Source organism: Mycolicibacterium komossense, assembly GCF_025822605.1.
Taxonomy (GTDB): Bacteria; Actinomycetota; Actinomycetes; order Mycobacteriales; family Mycobacteriaceae; genus Mycobacterium; species Mycobacterium komossense.
Window position 1 is genome coordinate 236,104 of sequence record NZ_JACKTY010000012.1, and the last position, 14,671, is coordinate 250,774.

Here is a 14,671-nt window from a genome sequence, read left to right on the forward strand (position 1 = left end):
GCGTTACCGTTATTTAATGCCTAAGCCTGCGACGCAGCGTCCGAAGCTGCCCAGCGTAGGCCGACTCGGACTGGTCGAACCGCCTGCACGTGCCGATCTGACACGGCTCGGCTGGACCACCGATGCGCACGTCGAACTGCTCTGGTCGCTCTCGCGGGCGCCCGACGCCGACGCGGCGCTGCGCGCCATGGTCCGGCTGGCCGACGCCGCCGGTGCGGAGTGGGACGAACTCAACACCGCCGTCATGAAGGACCGCAGCCTGCGCGGGCGGCTGTTCGCCGTCCTCGGCTCGTCGCTGGCGCTTGGCGACCATCTGGTGGCCCACCCGCAGTCCTGGCATCTACTGCAAGGCAATCTCGTCCTGCCGTCTGCCGACGAACTGCACCGGCTGTTCACCGACTGCGTCACCGAGGCGCCCAAGGACGCGGTGCTCCCGGCGCTGCGCACGCTCTACCGCGACCGACTGCTGGTGCTGGCCGCGCTCGACGTTGCGCCGACGGTGGAGAACGAACCGGTGCTGCCGTTCGCGACCGTCGGCAGCCATCTCGCCGATCTGGCCGACGCCGCACTGGGGGCGGCGCTGCAGGTGGCCGTCGCGACAGTGTGCAAAGAAGGCACTCCGGCGCCGCGGCTGGCCGTCATCGCGATGGGCAAATGCGGTGCACGCGAACTGAACTACGTCAGCGACGTCGACATCATCTTCGTGGCGGGGAGCACTGCCCAGGACAATCTGGCGATCACCACCCGGGTGGCCGGGGAGATGATGCGGCTGGCGTCCGAGACGTTCTTCGAAGTCGACGCTGCGCTTCGCCCCGAAGGCAAGCACGGTCAGTTGGTCCGCACGCTGGAATCGCACGTCGCCTACTACGAGCGCTGGGCAAAAACCTGGGAGTTCCAGGCACTACTCAAGGCCCGGCCCGCTGTCGGCGATGCCGAGTTGGGCAAGCAGTACATGGCCGCACTGATGCCGATGGTGTGGACTGCTTGCGAGCGTGAGGATTTCGTTCCCGACGTGCAGGCGATGCGCCGCCGTGTCGAGCAGCTGGTGCCCGCCGACGTGCGCGCCCGCGAGATCAAGCTTGGCACCGGCGGTCTGCGTGACGTCGAATTCGCGGTGCAGCTGCTTCAGTTGGTGCACGGCCGCAACGACAGCTCGCTGCATGTGAGCTCGACGGTGGAGGCATTGGCCGCGCTGAGCGCGGGTGGGTACGTGGGCCGCGACGATGCCGCCAATATGACGGCCTCCTACGAATTTCTGCGGCTGCTCGAGCACCGCCTCCAGTTGCAGCGGCTCAAACGGACCCACATGCTGCCCGCTCCCGACGACGACGAGGCGCTGCGCTGGCTGGCCCGGGCCGCTCACGTCCGGCCCGACGGTCAGCACGACGCGCTGGGGGTGTTGCGCGAGGAGATGCGCCGCCAGAGCCTGCGGGTGTCGCGGCTGCACGCGAAGCTGTTCTACCAACCGCTGCTGGAATCCCTTGGCGGCTCGGTCGATATCACCTCCGGGCTGACTGCCGAAGCCGCCGAACGTCAGCTCGCCGCCCTGGGCTATCAGTCGCCGGCGAGTGCGCTGACTCACCTGTCGGCGATGGCCAATCAGAGCGGGCGGCGCGGCCGTGTCCAGGCCGTGTTGTTGCCGACCCTGCTGGACTGGCTTTCGGACACCCCCGACCCGGACGGCGGCCTGCTGGCGTACCGCCGGGTGAGCGAGGCGTTGGCTGAACAGCGTTGGTACCTAGCCACATTGCGCGACGAGAGCGCGGTCGCCAAACGCCTGATGCACGTGCTGGGCACCTCGGCGTTCGTGCCGGAGCTGCTGATGCGCGCACCCGAGGTCATCCAGTCCTACGCCGACGGGCCAAGCGGTCCCAAGCTGCTCGACACCGACCCCGAGGTGATCTCGAGGGCGCTCGTCGCCGCGGCCGGGCGGCAGGCCGATCCGATCAAAGCCATCGCGGCCGCCCGCACGCTGCGCCGTCGCGAACTTGCCCGCATCGCTTCGGCGGATCTGCTCGGCATGCTCGAAGTGCGCGATGTGTGCAAAGCCCTGACCGCCGTCTGGGTGGCCGTGCTGCAGGCGGCTCTGGAGGCCGTGATCCGCGCCAACACTCCCGCCGGGGACCGCGCCCCCGCGACGATCGCGGTGATCGGGATGGGCCGGCTCGGTGGCGGGGAACTGGGCTACGGTTCCGACGCCGACGTCATGTTCGTCTGCGAGCCGACCGATGGCTTCGACGACAGTGCTGCGGTGAAGTGGTCGGTTTCGGTCGCCGAGCAGGTGCGTGCACTGCTGGGCACACCCAGCGCGGACCCGCCGCTAGAGGTCGACATCAATCTGCGGCCCGAAGGCCGCAGCGGACCGCTGGTCCGCACCCTCTCGTCCTACGCCGCGTACTACGAGCAATGGGCACAGCCGTGGGAGATCCAGGCTCTGCTCCGGGCGCACCGGGTGGCCGGCGACCCTGATCTGGGTGAGCAGTTCCTGCACCTGATCGACAAGACGCGCTACCCATCAGGCGGGGTATCGACGGAGGCGGTACAGGAGATCCGGCGCATCAAGGCCCGCGTCGACGCCGAACGATTGCCCCGCGGCGCCGATCCCAACACCCACACCAAACTCGGGCGCGGCGGACTGGCCGATGTCGAATGGACCGTTCAGTTGCTGCAACTGCGGTTCGCGCACCGGATCCCGGCGCTGCACAACACCTCGACACTGGAATCCCTCGACGCGATCGGCGCAGCCGAGCTGATCGCCGAAGGTGACGTCGATCTGCTGCGCCAGGCGTGGCTCACGGCGACCAGGGCCCGCAACGCGCTGGTGCTCGTCAGGGGCAAGCCGACTGATCAACTACCCGGACCGGGGCGACAGCTCAATGCCGTCGCCGTCGCGGCGGGCTGGCCGACCGACGATGGCAGCGAGTTCCTGGACAACTATCTGCGCGTCACCAGGCGGGCAAAAGCTGTGGTGCGCAAGGTCTTCGGCGACTAGTCGAGTCGACAATCCGGCGCGGGGGCAACGGCGGTGGTAAGCGTCTGGCCCCGCGACGGGTATCCATATCGGGTGCCCCTGGCGGGCCCGTTTGGGACGCCACGCCACCCCGGAGCATTTTCACAGACCCCTTGATGTTATTAAGGACTGTCAGGGGGCGACGGTCAGGAGTTCACACGGGTGCGGCAATTCACTCACGAGGCGATCGACAGCGCGGAGTTCGATCGGCAGAAGGCGCTCTATTCGCCGTTCACCCAGTCCGTGCGCGAGCTGCTGGACGCGGCCATCCGCACCCAGGTCGACGACGACACGATCCGAGAGGCGCAGCTGGCCATCGAGGCGGTGACCCAACGGCTGCGGGCCAGGCAACTCGAAGGGGCCTACGGGGTGCGCTACACCGTCGACGGCCGAGGTCAAGCCTGGGGTAATCCGGTGATCGGTGTGCGCAACGCGATGGCCCCGCCACTGATGATCCACACCGACCCGGATCTGCGCTGCTGGTCGGAGTTCGAACTCGGCGCGGCCTACGAGGGCCCGCCAGGGCACGTGCACGGCGGGGTTTCCGCGCTGGTACTCGACCACATCCTGGGTGAGGCGGCCAGCGCGGGGATGACCAAACCGAACTTCACCGGCACCATCAGCTGTCGTTACCTGCGTGGGACCCCGCTGGGTGCGTTGCGTGCCGAGGCCTACATCGATCGGGTCGAGGGTGTGAAAACTTTTGCACGAGGGTTTATCTCGGACGCCGACGGGCACACCGTCGAGGCCGAGGGCGTGTTCATCAGGCCAGTGTGGGCGAGGGACTGATGGCGCTGAAGTTCTACGTCAGCACCGCGTTTCTCGACACCCGCGAGGCCATCGACATCGCGAAGGCGGCCGACGACCTCGGCTACGACGGGATGGCCGTGCCCGACCACGTGATCAACCTCGAGACGCTGGCTACGCCGTACCCGTACACCAAGGACGGCAAGCGCCGTTGGGAGCCGTTCACCGACTGGCCGGACCCATGGGTGCTCATCGGGGCCGTCGCACTGGTGACCAGCCGGCTCAAGTTCGTCACCACGGTATACATCCCCGGCATGCGGGAGCCCTACTCGGCGGCGAAGTCCATTGGTACCGCGGCATATCTGGCGCAGGGCCGGCTTGAGCTCGGGATCGGAGTCGGCTGGTGCGAGGAAGAGTTCACTTTGATGGGTCAGCGCTTCGATCGCCGCGGTAAGCGCACCGACGAGATGCTCGAGCTGATGAAGAAGCTGTGGCAGCCGGGCTGGACGGAGTTCGACGGCGAGTTTTATCACACGCCGCGCCTGGAGATGCAACCCACGCCGCCACCCATCCCGATCTACGCGGGCGGCCTATCCGAAGTGGCGCTCAAGCGGGCGTCTCGGCACGACGGTTGGATCGGCGATCTCATCTCCACCGACCAGGCGCTGATCCGGGTGGAACGGCTACGGGAACTGCGCGCCGAAAAGGGTTTGACCATGGACGGATTCACCGTCCTCACGCCGCTGACCGACGCCTTCACCCCGGAACACTTCGAGCGCGCCGAGGCCGGAGGCATCACCGGCATCATCACGATGCCGTGGATGTTCTACACCGGTCCCGATGCGTCACTCGCCGAGAAGGTCGACGGGATGAAGCGCTACCGCAGGGATCTGGCGCTGGACTAGCGCCTGTGGGCGTCCAAGGCGTAGACGCCACCTCCGGTGAAGATCAGCAAGAAGAACGAAAAGCACAGCAGCAGTGCGGGTTCGCCCTTGTTGATGATCGGCCAGAAATCGGTGGGCAGGTGCTCGGTGAAATAGGCGAAGGCCATCACCCCGGAGGCGATGAAAGCCGCGATACGGGTGAATAATCCGACCGCGATCAGAACACCGGTGATCAGCTCGAGAACGCCGGCGTAGAAAAGCGGCCATGCCCCGATCGGCGCTGCCTCGCCGGTCGGCCAGCCGAACAGATGCGCCGTGGCGTGGGTGAGCAGCACCAGGGCGGTGATCACCCGGAAGAGGCTCAGGGCAGCGGGGGCGTACCTGTTGAGTCGGGCGTCCAATTGCTGAGTCATAGCCGCGAGCCTACTATCCGGACCATAGTCCGGATAATTTACGTCTCCAGCAAAATGGTCACCGGGCCGTCGTTGACCAGCGCGACCTGCATGTCGGCACCGAACACGCCCGTCTGCACCGACGCGCCGAGCGCGCGCAACGCCTGCGCGAACGCCGTCACCAACGGTTGGGCGATCGGCCCCGGCGCAGCGGCATTCCACGACGGTCGCCGGCCCTTCGCAGTGTTGGCATACAGGGTGAACTGGCTGACCACCAGAATGGGTGCGCCGATGTCAGCGGCACTGCGTTCGTCGTCGAGAATGCGCAATTGCCAGAGCTTTTCCGCCATCCGCAGAGCTTTATCGGTGTCGTCGTCGTGGGTGACGCCCACCAAGGCCAGCAGACCCTGCGCTGTGGGTCGGATCTCGCCGACCACCTCGCCGCCGACGGTGACACTCGCCGACGACACCCGCTGTACCAGGACCCGCATCTGTTCTCCCTCAGTCCACGCCACCGGTGGGGGTTAATCGGTCGCGGCCTCATTGTCGATGAAATCGCGACCTGCTCTTGTGCATATTGCCCCCGCCGTAGATTTCGTCCCGTATAGAGACATGTATGAACGCATCTGCGTATATCGGTCGGGTCGGGGGTTTGGCGGTGGCGTTGGGGATCGGCGCCGCCGTGACCTGGTTCGCGGGGTCGGCCTGGGCGGATGCCGGCGACTCGGCGTCGACCCATTCCTCGGCTGGGTCTGCCGGGGTCCATGCCGGGCCCGCGACGGGATCCTCGGCCGCCTCTGCTGCCCACTCGGTGCCTGTTCAAGCGGCGTCGGCCGCGAGTGTTCATCCGCGCATCGCAGCAGCGCGACCGCAGCAGGCTGCGCCGGCGGCGTCGCGCCGTCAAGCATCGGCAGCCTTGACGACGCCTCGCGTCTCGACCACCGCCGGGGCATCGTCTACCACGGCGCCGGCCACCTCCCCTCAGGGGATGTATGCGCCGATCCACGCCGGCGTCGAAAACTGGATCAACAGCGACCTCGGTCAGCAGGTCGACGGCGTCATCAACGCCGTCGCCGGGTCCTACGTGATCGGTAACGGCGTCGCAGGCACTGCGGTGCATCCCGACGGCGGGGCAGGCGGATGGCTGCTCGGCGACGGCGGCGCCGGGTGGGACAGCAGTGAGGCCGGGGTCGTCGGCGGCGCCGGTGGTGCCGCCGGCTTGATCGGAAACGGGGGAGCGGGAGGTGCCGGCGGCGCAGGCGCGGCAGGCGGCGCCGGTGGCCTCGGCGGGGGACTGATCGGCATCGGTGGCCGCGGCGGCGCCGGTGGGGACGGGCCCAACGGCGGCCGAGGTGGCAACGGCGGCAACGCGGGTGGACCTTTCGGCAGCGGAGGCGACGGCGGTGACGCCGGCAACAGCGGCGTGGGTGGCACTGCTACCGGTTTGCCGGCCCTCGGCGGAGCGGGCGGCACGGCCGGCGTGTTCGGGACCCACGGCGTCGTCGGCAAGTACGGCACCGGAACCGCGATACCGGCCGGTGCCGGATCGGGCCTGTCGAACACCGGCACCTGGCTGACCAACAGCGACGGCCAGGTCGTCATCGTGCACGGGGTCAACGAGGTCTACAAGGTGGCGCCCTTCACCCCGTCGGCGAGTGGGTTCAGCGCTGACGACGCCGCGTTCCTGGCGGCCAACGGGTTCAACGTCGTTCGGCTCGGCGTGCTGTGGGAGGCCGTGGAACCCGAGCCCGGCGTCTACGACACCGACTACCTCAACTCCATCGAGCAGACCGTCCAGACCCTGGCCGACCACGGGATCTACACCATCATCGACATGCACCAGGACAACTACAGCAGTACGTTCCAGGGTGAAGGCGCTCCGGTGTGGGCGACGCAGACCGGTGGCCTGCCCAACCCCAATCTGGGCTTTCCGGGAAACTACTTCCTCAACCCCGCCGAGGGGCACGCGTGGGATGCGTTCTGGGCCAACGCCGCAGCGCCGGACGGGCTCGGGTACGAGGACCATTACGCGCAGGCCTGGGAGAACGTGGCGGCCTATTTCAGTGGCAACCCGGACGTGATCGGCTACGACCTCATGAACGAGCCGTTCCCCGGGTTGTCGTGGGTGGCGACCCTGCTCGGTTCGCCCTACTTCGGCGAGCAACAGCTGGCCCCGATGTACAACCAGGTAGGCGCCGCCATCCGGGCCGTCGACCCGAACACGGCGCTGTACATCGAACCGGCGAATCCGGCGGCGACGGAGATCCCCGCCATCCTGGTCGGTGCGCCGATGATTCTCGGGACGGTCAACGACCCCAATGTTGTTCTCGCATTTCACGATTACTGTGGTCCCATCGGCGGCGGCCTCTGCGTGGTGATCGCCGACCAGCTCGCCAAACAGGCCCGCGACTATGCGACCGCGCACAATCTCCCGGGATTCATGGGGGAGTTCGGCGCCACCAGCGACACCGGGATACTGGCGACCGAGAAGGGAGCTGCCGATCAGTATCAGATGGGCTGGGCGGTATGGGCTTACACGGGCCAGGGTGACATCACCGGGTCACCCGATTCCGAGTCGTTGGTCTACGACCCTTCGCTGCCGCCGTCCGGTGACAACGTCAACACCGCCAACCTGGCGACACTGGCCACGCCCTACCCGCAGGTGATCTCCGGAACGCCGAGCGGCTGGTCTTTTGCCGACGGCACTTTCCAATTCAGCTATTCGACTGCCCGGGCGGACGGCACGAGCAGCTTCGCCGCCGGTGCGCAAACCGTCATCTCAGTGCCGGCTGTCGAGTTCCCGACCGGGTATCAGGTCAGTGTCGTTGGCGCACATGTTGTCTCGGTGCCGAACGCACCGCAGTTGGTGATCGCCTCGGACGCCGGCGCGGCCGTCGTCAACGTCGTGGTGACCGCCAATGCGGCGTGACGCGACCGGTGCGATGTGCACGGTGAAACAACGACTACACCCCTATGCGGCTTGCACTCGCAGGTGCGCCGTGAGAAAAGCGCTGTCGAACTTGGACCTCGGGGGTAGGTGTTCGTCGTCGATCAGCGCAAGGAAATCGCTGGTCAGCTGCTGAGCGAGGATGTGCACCTTGACGTTGGTGTCCTGGGATCGCCACTTGAGCAGGCCGAAGGCCCTGTCGGCGTCGACGCCGTAGATCAGCATCAGCATCCCCTTGAGTTGATCGATCCGACTGCGCCTTTCGACCACGGCTTCTACCGCCTCGGTGATATCCCGCTGGCGATGGCGCGCCGCATCGTCAGTCGCCTGCTGCGATGGTGCGGGGCTGACGTCGATGTAGAACCCGGCGGTACCCATGGCGATGCCATGCTCGTCGCCGATCAGCTCTGCCACCACGACGACATCGCGGGTCTGTCCCTGGGCGTCGATGATCCGGTGCCTGGTGTTGATCGGGGTGCGCGCTTGGCGCACATGGTGAAGGTGGGCATCCATTCGCGCCCGATCATCGGGATGTTTGTGCGACATCACCAGTGCTGTGCTCGGCGTCATCGTCGCCGGGCCCGTTTCATATCCGTGGATTCGCGCGGCCTCCGGGGACCACTCCCAGCGTTCGGAATCGAAGAAAAAGCGGAACCACCCAGCCTCGAGGGGCGGACCTTCGACGGCATCGGGCAAAGGGGTCTCATCGTCTGGCGGGGGCTTGGCCATCGGTGGACACTATCCCCAGAGGCTGGGAGCTGCCCAACAATCCTTCGACACGGTCACCATTCGGTCAGAGACTCTCGGGGGTCTATTTCGGTCAGGTGTCAGGTGGTCACCGGCTAAGTTCCGGGCCCTGTTCGGTTGAGTAGTACGAAATCCTCGAGTTGGTCGAGTGTCTTGAGGTGACCGTTGCGGTGTCCCTCGATCATGCTGTCCCCAACGAACGAAGTGACCTGGTTCGTGACTTTGATCGTCGTATGGCCATCGTGATCGTCAGTGAACACCCAAGTCTGCAGCGCGGTGGACAGCAAGTGCTCGTTCGTGGTCACTGTGTCTGTATAGACGATTAGCGTCGAGGATGCGATGTGTAGGTAGTCAAGAATTCCATGGAACGGCAGTGAGTCGACCGGCCCGCATCGGTACTCGTCCCGCCCTCCTGGGCGAAAATCCGTTCGGTCGAACACCAGTGCTTCGCCGGCCGGCGCCGACCAAACCGCCCGGGCGGACGGATCCATGTAAGCCCTCCATACGACATCTGGCGTCGCCGGAATTTTACGTTCGAAAGTCAAGGTGTCGTGAATGATTGGTGATGACGTCATGCTGATACTGACCTGCGGCACAGCAGAAAGTAATCGCAGCCCACGATGCGCAGCGCGACTCGGTGGTGGCGCAGCATCACATCAGGTGATTGCCCCGGATTATCGTGCCACACCTGTTGCAATCCGCTATGTCGGCGGCGAGAGCTGCTCAGCTGCACAGACCGCGCTCCCGAATGTTCGTGACAGTTCTGTACCCAAGAGAGATAGCGCCGGAACTGCGCGACGATGACGTCGTCCTGACCGTATTAGCCGCGAACAAGGGCGACGTTGCGCTGCATCCACATCGTTGTGCAGTCGCTTCGGATGCCACTTCAGACACCGGCTGAACTCGCCGTGGGGCCAGCTCGGCGTCGGCGGCTGCACGGTCCCCGGGGTGGATGAGGTCGCGAAACTCTTTGCCTATCAATAGTTCTGCGGCATAGCCGAGCAGCGCCCAGGGAGTCAACGGGTTTGGTGGTATCTGCGCGGATATCGACGCCCACTTCGCCGTTTCGGACGCAGACGAACAACGCCGAGGGTGTGTGCTCGGGTGTGGCCGTCAGAGGATGGCGGTGATGCCGAGTTCGGCAAGGAGTCGGCGTACCCGCGCTTCGACGTCATCGCGGATCGGTCGGACGGCTTCAATGCCTTGGCCGGCGGGGTCGGGCAATTCCCAGTTCTCGTAACGCTTCCCGGGGACGAACGGGCAAGAATCCCCGCACCCCATCGTGACCACGACGTCAGCGGCCTGGACGATCTCGTCGGTCCACGGCTTGGGGAACTCGCCGGTAATGTCGATGCCGACCTCGGCCATGGCGGCCACGGCGGCGGGGTTGATCTCGTTGCCCGGTTCCGATCCGCCCGACCAGGCCACGCCTTGGTCTCCGGCGAGGTGGCTGAAGTATCCGAGCGCCATCTGGGAGCGGCCGGCGTTGTGGGTGCAGAGGAACAGCACGGTGGGCAGGGAAGCGGGGTCGTCGGTCATGGTGTGCTCCTGTCGGGCGCGGCGGTCGACGATGGTGCCTGGTCGGCGAACCGGGGTCTTACGGCCAGGGAGACATAGACCAGGGCGACGAGGACGGGCACTTCGATCAGCGGGCCGACGACTCCGGCGAGCGCCTGTCCCGAGGTTGCGCCGTAAGTGGCGATGGCGACGGCGATGGCGAGTTCAAAGTTGTTGCCCGCTGCGGTGAATGCCAAAGTCGTGGTGCGCTGATAGCCCAGCCCCAGCAGTGCGCCCAGCGCGTAGCCACCGCCCCACATGATCGCGAAATAGGCCAGCAGGGGTAAGGCGATGCGGACAACGTTCAGTGGGTGGTGGGTGATCTGATCCCCTTGCAGTGCAAAGAGAATGACGATAGTGAACAGCAGGCCGTAGAGCGCCCACGGTCCGATCTTCGGCAGGAACCTCGTCTCGTACCAGTCGCGGCCTCTGGCTTTCTCCCCGAGTCGCCGGGACAGGTATCCGGCGAGTAACGGGATGCCGAGAAAGATGAGGACCGACTTGGCGATCTGCCACGGCGAGGTGCTGATCGTGGTCTGTGCCAGGCCCAGCCATCTCGGCAGCACTGACAGATAGAACCAGCCGAGAAACGCGAACATGACGACCTGGAACACCGAGTTGAGTGCGACGAGGACGGCGGCGGCTTCGCGGTCGCCGCAAGCGAGGTCGTTCCAGATGATGACCATCGCGATACAGCGGGCGAGGCCGATGATGATCAGGCCGGTGCGATATTCGGGCAGGTCAGGCAGCAATAGCCAGGCCAGCGCGAACATCAGCGCGGGACCGAGAACCCAGTTCAACGCCAGCGAGCTGCTGAGCAGCTTGCGGTCGCCGGTGACGGTGTCGAGTCGGTCGTAGCGGACCTTGGCCAGGACCGGATACATCATGATAAGTAGGCCCAACGCAATGGGCAGCGAGACGCCATCGACCTGCGCTTCGTCCAAGGCGATATTCAGCCCTGGTACGAGATGACCCAGCAGAAGCCCGACCGCCATGGTGATGCCGATCCATAGCGGCAGAAAGCGGTCCAATAGCGACAGCTTGCCGAGCACCGAGGCAGCGGCGTCGGTTGCGACGGTCGGGTTCACTAGCTCAGCAGCACGCGGTGGCGGCGGTTGACTTCTCGGCGGTGCCGCCAAAGCAGACGCCACTTTCGGAGTGCTCGGGGCTGGTGCCGAAGGTGTCCGAGTCGGCCAGCACGGTGTACACCTCCCACTTCTCGCCCGCAGGTCCGGTGACCCACACCTTGTCCTGCGTGGCGAAACAGCAGGTCGATCCGATCTCTTCTTCGGTGAACATGCCTTCGTCGGTCAGTCGAGCGATCTCGGCGTGCACGGCATCGCTCGACGCCACCTCCACGCCGAGGTGGTTGATGGTGCCGCCCTTGCCTGGGTTCTCCAGTAGGACCAACTTCAACGGCGGCTCGACGATGGCGAAATTCGCGTACCCCGTCTTCACCTTGGCGGGCGTCGTGTTGAACAGCGTGGAGTAAAACCTGATTGCTTCGTCCAGATCATCGACGTTGAGGGCGAGCTGAGCGCGGGACATGACGACTCCTACCTATGTGACTTATGTCGAACTATGGATAGTGCCGATGATGCCACCTCTTCGATATATGTCAATACATGTGGCAGGATGGCAGGCATGCCGAAGGCGTTGCCAGCAGTGGATATGTCCGCGCCGGTGTGCTGTTCACCTATGGCCGCCGGCCCGCTCGACGACGAAGCGGCGTTGGAAATTGCCTTGCGGCTCAAGGCGCTAGCCGACCCGGTGCGGGTCAAGTTGGTCTCGCTGCTGTTCAGCTCGGACGCCGGTGAGGTGTGCAGTTGCGACCTCGCGACGGCGGTCGAACTGAGTGAATCAACCGTGAGTCATCACCTCACCCAGTTGCGCAAGGCGGGCCTGGTCGAATCGGAACGTCGCGGAATGAACGTCTATCACCGTCCGCGCCGGGAATCGCTTGTGGCACTGTGCACGGTGCTCGACCCGAACTGTTGCCGCTAGGTTCATTCGTCGGCGGACGAAATCTTCACCCTGGGAGCGGCTGTTACCCCACGCAGACGAGTCCTTTCGGGTAACTGCATTTCCCAGGAAAGAAGGTGCTCGACTGGGAGCGCCGCCTCGGAATTGTCAATCGCCCGGAGACAGCGCTGACGCCGGCCGCGCGAGGCGCGTCGTGGATGAAGAATGGGGGTGACCACTCACCCTCATCATTCGAGGCATGACATCACGCTGCGTTCGAATGGTGACCTGGCCTTGGCGTGGGTCAGCTCGTAACACGCGATCAACTCCGCCAGTCCGGTCATGTGATTGTCAGTTCAAGATTGACGAGCCGACGCACCAGAAGGCTGGGCAGCCATCGCCCGGTCGTGGCGGTTCCCACAAACGTTGTGCGCTCAAGCATTTGGCGAATCACGACGGTGGCCTCCAAACGGGCGAGAGCGGCACCCACACAGAAGTGCGCTCCCTTGCCGAAGGCGAGGTGATTTTTTCCCGCAGGCCGGTCGAGCCGGAACTGACCGGGCTCATCGAAGTGCGAGGGGTCGCGATTGGCCGCACCCCACATCAGGAGCAGACGTGAACCGGCCCGCAACGCAACCCCGCCCAGTTCGGTGTCGTGGACGACGTGGCGGTAGTGCCCTCGAAACGGCGGCTCATAGCGCAGCACTTCTTCGATAAACGGGCCGAGCATCGCCGGCTGCTCTCGCAACCGTTCCTGAATCGCCGGGTGGGTAGTGAGAATCCATGCAGCGGAACCGATCAACGACGCGGTGGACTCACCTCCGGCGCTAAACAGGGTGATCATCATGACCTGCGCGGTGAACTCGTCAAGCTCGCCTGTGGCGCATGCCTTGGCGAGGTCGCCGAGCAGGTTGCCCTGTGGGCTAGCGGTGGCGTGGTGGAACTGTTCGGTGATGTAGCCGCCGAGTTCCATCACCGCCACACCGGCAGCGGTGAGTTGGTCTTGGGTAACCAGTCCCTCCACGAATTGCGTTGCCGCGTATCCCCACCGGACGATCTTGTCGATGTCTTCATCGGGAACTCCGATGATCCGTCCGACGATCATCATGGGCAGACGGTTGGCCATCGCACCCATCCAATCGATGCGTCCGCCTTGGGCGCCGGTCTCCCAAATGTGCGTGGATGTTTCGGCGATGAACGGCGCAATGGCACGTATACGTTTGGCTGCCAGTTGCGGAATCAGCACCTTACGGTGCACGGCGTGCGCGGGGTCATCGGCAGTGGCGAGTGCCTGTGTCGGGCCACCGAGTTCACCCATCGAGAACGTGCCCACCGTGCCATCTCCATGACGCATCATCGTCGCCGTCAGGTTCGAGGAGAAGTCATCGCATCGGGTCACCGCTTCGTTGACGGTGTCCCACCCGGTCACGGCATAGAAGTCCGAGTTGCCGATCCGGTGAACAGGCCCTTCTGCGTGCATGCGCTCATACAACGGATACGGGTCTTGGATGTACTGATCGTCAAACAGCGCGATACCGAGCGCCCCATCCAGACATGCCATCGCTTCACGCTGCTGGTTTCCGACGATGGGGTCAACCAGTCGCACCGAAGTTGAAACAGCCGATAGCCACTGCGAGACGAGGTTGTCTCAGCCTTGGTCACTGACCTGTGCGAACAATGAGATGTTTACAGAGTTTCGTCTCAGTGCTGAGAAGATGGTCCGAAGACGAAGCAAGGAGTGCGGCGAAATGGTGCGAGCCGATTGGGTCGTTGGTGGGGATCGGCGAACCGCTGCGGCCGAACGCATTTACGCCGCTGCTGTCGATATGGTGCTCCGAGACGGCTTGGACGCCTTCGACATCGACTCGCTGGCCGAGCGGGTGCACTGTTCTAGGGCGACCATCTATCGCTACGCCGGTGGCAAGGCGCACATTCGGGACGCCGTGCTGCTGCGCATCGCGGCAGGCATCACCGATACCGTTCGGCGCGAAGTTGATGGCCTCAGTGGCCCTGAGCGGGTTGTCAGGGCCGTCGCCGTGGCGCTGCAACAGATCAGGTCCGACCCGATACGGCGACTGATGATGACATCGCGCAAGGCACCTGAATTGAGCGACCTGCACTCCTCGCCGGTCCTGAGCGCCCTGGCCGCCGAACTCACCGGGATCACCGATGACGACCCCGTAGCGGCCTTGTGGATCGTCCATGTGGTGCTGTCGATGGCGTACCTGCCTCTCGGCAATGACCAGATTGAGGCCGAGATTCTGCAACGGTTCGTCTCTCCGGCGTTTGACCGTTAACCGGCATCCGCTGCGCCAATTCCGCCTTCGACTGACCCAACGCCTTGGGACACCAATGGACTGGCCGCGTGCCCGCCGAGCGTCCCGAGAAGACGAGTCCACCCGCTCGACAATCGGTGCTGCGATCG

At 65.1% G+C, this 14,671-nt stretch carries 13 protein-coding genes and 1 pseudogene; 6 read left to right on the forward strand and 8 right to left on the reverse strand.

All coding sequences use genetic code 11. The annotated features are described in order from the left end of the window. The first annotated feature begins 16 nt into the window (after positions 1–16). From H7J73_RS03080 to H7J73_RS03090, 3 genes are all read left to right on the forward strand, one after another. Entirely contained in the window at positions 17–2,992 is a 2,976-nt protein-coding gene (locus H7J73_RS03080; protein WP_264065764.1) for a bifunctional [glutamine synthetase] adenylyltransferase/[glutamine synthetase]-adenylyl-L-tyrosine phosphorylase, read from the forward strand. Between the two features lie 180 nt (positions 2,993–3,172). After that, positions 3,173–3,799, forward strand: coding sequence for a PaaI family thioesterase (locus H7J73_RS03085; RefSeq protein ID WP_264065765.1), 627 nt, complete (start codon positions 3,173–3,175; stop codon positions 3,797–3,799). A 5-nt stretch (positions 3,800–3,804) separates the two neighbouring features. Beyond that, positions 3,805–4,662 (forward strand): TIGR03619 family F420-dependent LLM class oxidoreductase, encoded by an 858-nt coding sequence (locus tag H7J73_RS03090; protein ID WP_264065998.1) that lies wholly within the window; start codon positions 3,805–3,807, stop codon positions 4,660–4,662. On the opposite strand, the gene H7J73_RS03095 is transcribed toward H7J73_RS03090, so the two are convergent. Further along, positions 4,659–5,054 carry a DoxX family protein gene (locus tag H7J73_RS03095; RefSeq protein ID WP_264065766.1) on the reverse strand — a complete coding sequence of 132 codons (396 nt, stop codon included), beginning with the start codon at positions 5,052–5,054 and terminating at the stop codon, positions 4,659–4,661. The genes H7J73_RS03090 and H7J73_RS03095 overlap by 4 nt on opposite strands. 38 nt (positions 5,055–5,092) lie before the next feature. Continuing rightward, on the reverse strand, positions 5,093–5,524 hold the full coding sequence (gene dtd, locus H7J73_RS03100) for a D-aminoacyl-tRNA deacylase (protein ID WP_264065767.1): 432 nt from the start codon (positions 5,522–5,524) through the stop codon (positions 5,093–5,095). Between the two features lie 125 nt (positions 5,525–5,649). On the opposite strand from dtd, the gene H7J73_RS03105 reads away from it, so the two are divergent. Then, a complete protein-coding gene (locus H7J73_RS03105) occupies positions 5,650–7,962 on the forward strand; it encodes a cellulase family glycosylhydrolase (RefSeq protein WP_264065768.1) in 2,313 nt (770 codons plus the stop codon). A 42-nt stretch (positions 7,963–8,004) separates the two neighbouring features. Here H7J73_RS03105 and H7J73_RS03110 read toward each other — a convergent pair whose 3' ends face one another. The 5 genes and pseudogenes from H7J73_RS03110 to H7J73_RS03130 all read right to left on the reverse strand — a co-directional run bounded on the left by H7J73_RS03110 (position 8,005) and on the right by H7J73_RS03130 (position 11,832). Further along, the gene (locus H7J73_RS03110; protein ID WP_264065769.1) at positions 8,005–8,709 is read right to left on the reverse strand and encodes a PAS and ANTAR domain-containing protein; all 705 of its coding nucleotides are present in this window, start codon (positions 8,707–8,709) and stop codon (positions 8,005–8,007) included. Positions 8,710–8,822: 113 nt separating this feature from the next. Beyond that, the gene (locus tag H7J73_RS03115) at positions 8,823–9,302 is read right to left on the reverse strand and encodes an SRPBCC domain-containing protein (RefSeq protein WP_264065999.1); all 480 of its coding nucleotides are present in this window, start codon (positions 9,300–9,302) and stop codon (positions 8,823–8,825) included. Between the two features lie 538 nt (positions 9,303–9,840). Beyond that, positions 9,841–10,245 (reverse strand): annotated as a pseudogene (locus H7J73_RS03120) (arsenate reductase ArsC); the annotation flags it as partial. Positions 10,246–10,262: 17 nt separating this feature from the next. Continuing rightward, positions 10,263–11,372, reverse strand: a complete 1,110-nt coding sequence (gene arsB / locus H7J73_RS03125) for an ACR3 family arsenite efflux transporter (RefSeq protein WP_308207386.1) — start codon at positions 11,370–11,372, stop codon at positions 10,263–10,265. 4 nt (positions 11,373–11,376) lie between these two features. Next, a complete protein-coding gene (locus H7J73_RS03130; protein WP_264065770.1) occupies positions 11,377–11,832 on the reverse strand; it encodes an ArsI/CadI family heavy metal resistance metalloenzyme in 456 nt (151 codons plus the stop codon). Positions 11,833–11,928: 96 nt separating this feature from the next. Here H7J73_RS03130 and H7J73_RS03135 point away from each other — a divergent pair, with 96 nt between their 5' ends. Further along, positions 11,929–12,288 carry an Rv2640c family ArsR-like transcriptional regulator gene (locus tag H7J73_RS03135; protein ID WP_264065771.1) on the forward strand — a complete coding sequence of 120 codons (360 nt, stop codon included), beginning with the start codon at positions 11,929–11,931 and terminating at the stop codon, positions 12,286–12,288. Between the two features lie 298 nt (positions 12,289–12,586). Here the strand turns inward: H7J73_RS03135 and H7J73_RS03140 are convergent, their stop codons facing one another. Further along, positions 12,587–13,807: a cytochrome P450 gene (locus H7J73_RS03140; protein ID WP_264065773.1), complete on the reverse strand. Its 1,221-nt coding sequence runs from the start codon at positions 13,805–13,807 to the stop codon at positions 12,587–12,589. A gap of 187 nt (positions 13,808–13,994) precedes the next feature. Between H7J73_RS03140 and H7J73_RS03145 the strand changes: the two genes are divergently transcribed. Further along, entirely contained in the window at positions 13,995–14,543 is a 549-nt protein-coding gene (locus tag H7J73_RS03145) for a TetR/AcrR family transcriptional regulator (protein ID WP_264065774.1), read from the forward strand. The last annotated feature ends 128 nt before the right edge of the window (positions 14,544–14,671 follow it).

What these genes read in the sequence shown, in the direction of transcription:
- H7J73_RS03080 (WP_264065764.1), top strand. Translation starts at nt 17, where the DNA reads ATGCCTAAGCCTGCGACGCAGCGTCCGAAGCTGCCCAGCGTAGGCCGA.
- H7J73_RS03095 (WP_264065766.1), bottom strand. Translation starts at nt 5,054, where the DNA reads ATGACTCAGCAATTGGACGCCCGACTCAACAGGTACGCCCCCGCTGCC.
- dtd (WP_264065767.1), bottom strand. Translation starts at nt 5,524, where the DNA reads ATGCGGGTCCTGGTACAGCGGGTGTCGTCGGCGAGTGTCACCGTCGGC.
- H7J73_RS03105 (WP_264065768.1), top strand. Translation starts at nt 5,650, where the DNA reads ATGAACGCATCTGCGTATATCGGTCGGGTCGGGGGTTTGGCGGTGGCG.
- H7J73_RS03110 (WP_264065769.1), bottom strand. Translation starts at nt 8,709, where the DNA reads ATGGCCAAGCCCCCGCCAGACGATGAGACCCCTTTGCCCGATGCCGTC.
- H7J73_RS03115 (WP_264065999.1), bottom strand. Translation starts at nt 9,302, where the DNA reads ATGACGTCATCACCAATCATTCACGACACCTTGACTTTCGAACGTAAA.
- H7J73_RS03130 (WP_264065770.1), bottom strand. Translation starts at nt 11,832, where the DNA reads ATGTCCCGCGCTCAGCTCGCCCTCAACGTCGATGATCTGGACGAAGCA.
- H7J73_RS03135 (WP_264065771.1), top strand. Translation starts at nt 11,929, where the DNA reads ATGCCGAAGGCGTTGCCAGCAGTGGATATGTCCGCGCCGGTGTGCTGT.
- H7J73_RS03140 (WP_264065773.1), bottom strand. Translation starts at nt 13,807, where the DNA reads ATGGCATGTCTGGATGGGGCGCTCGGTATCGCGCTGTTTGACGATCAG.
- H7J73_RS03145 (WP_264065774.1), top strand. Translation starts at nt 13,995, where the DNA reads ATGGTGCGAGCCGATTGGGTCGTTGGTGGGGATCGGCGAACCGCTGCG.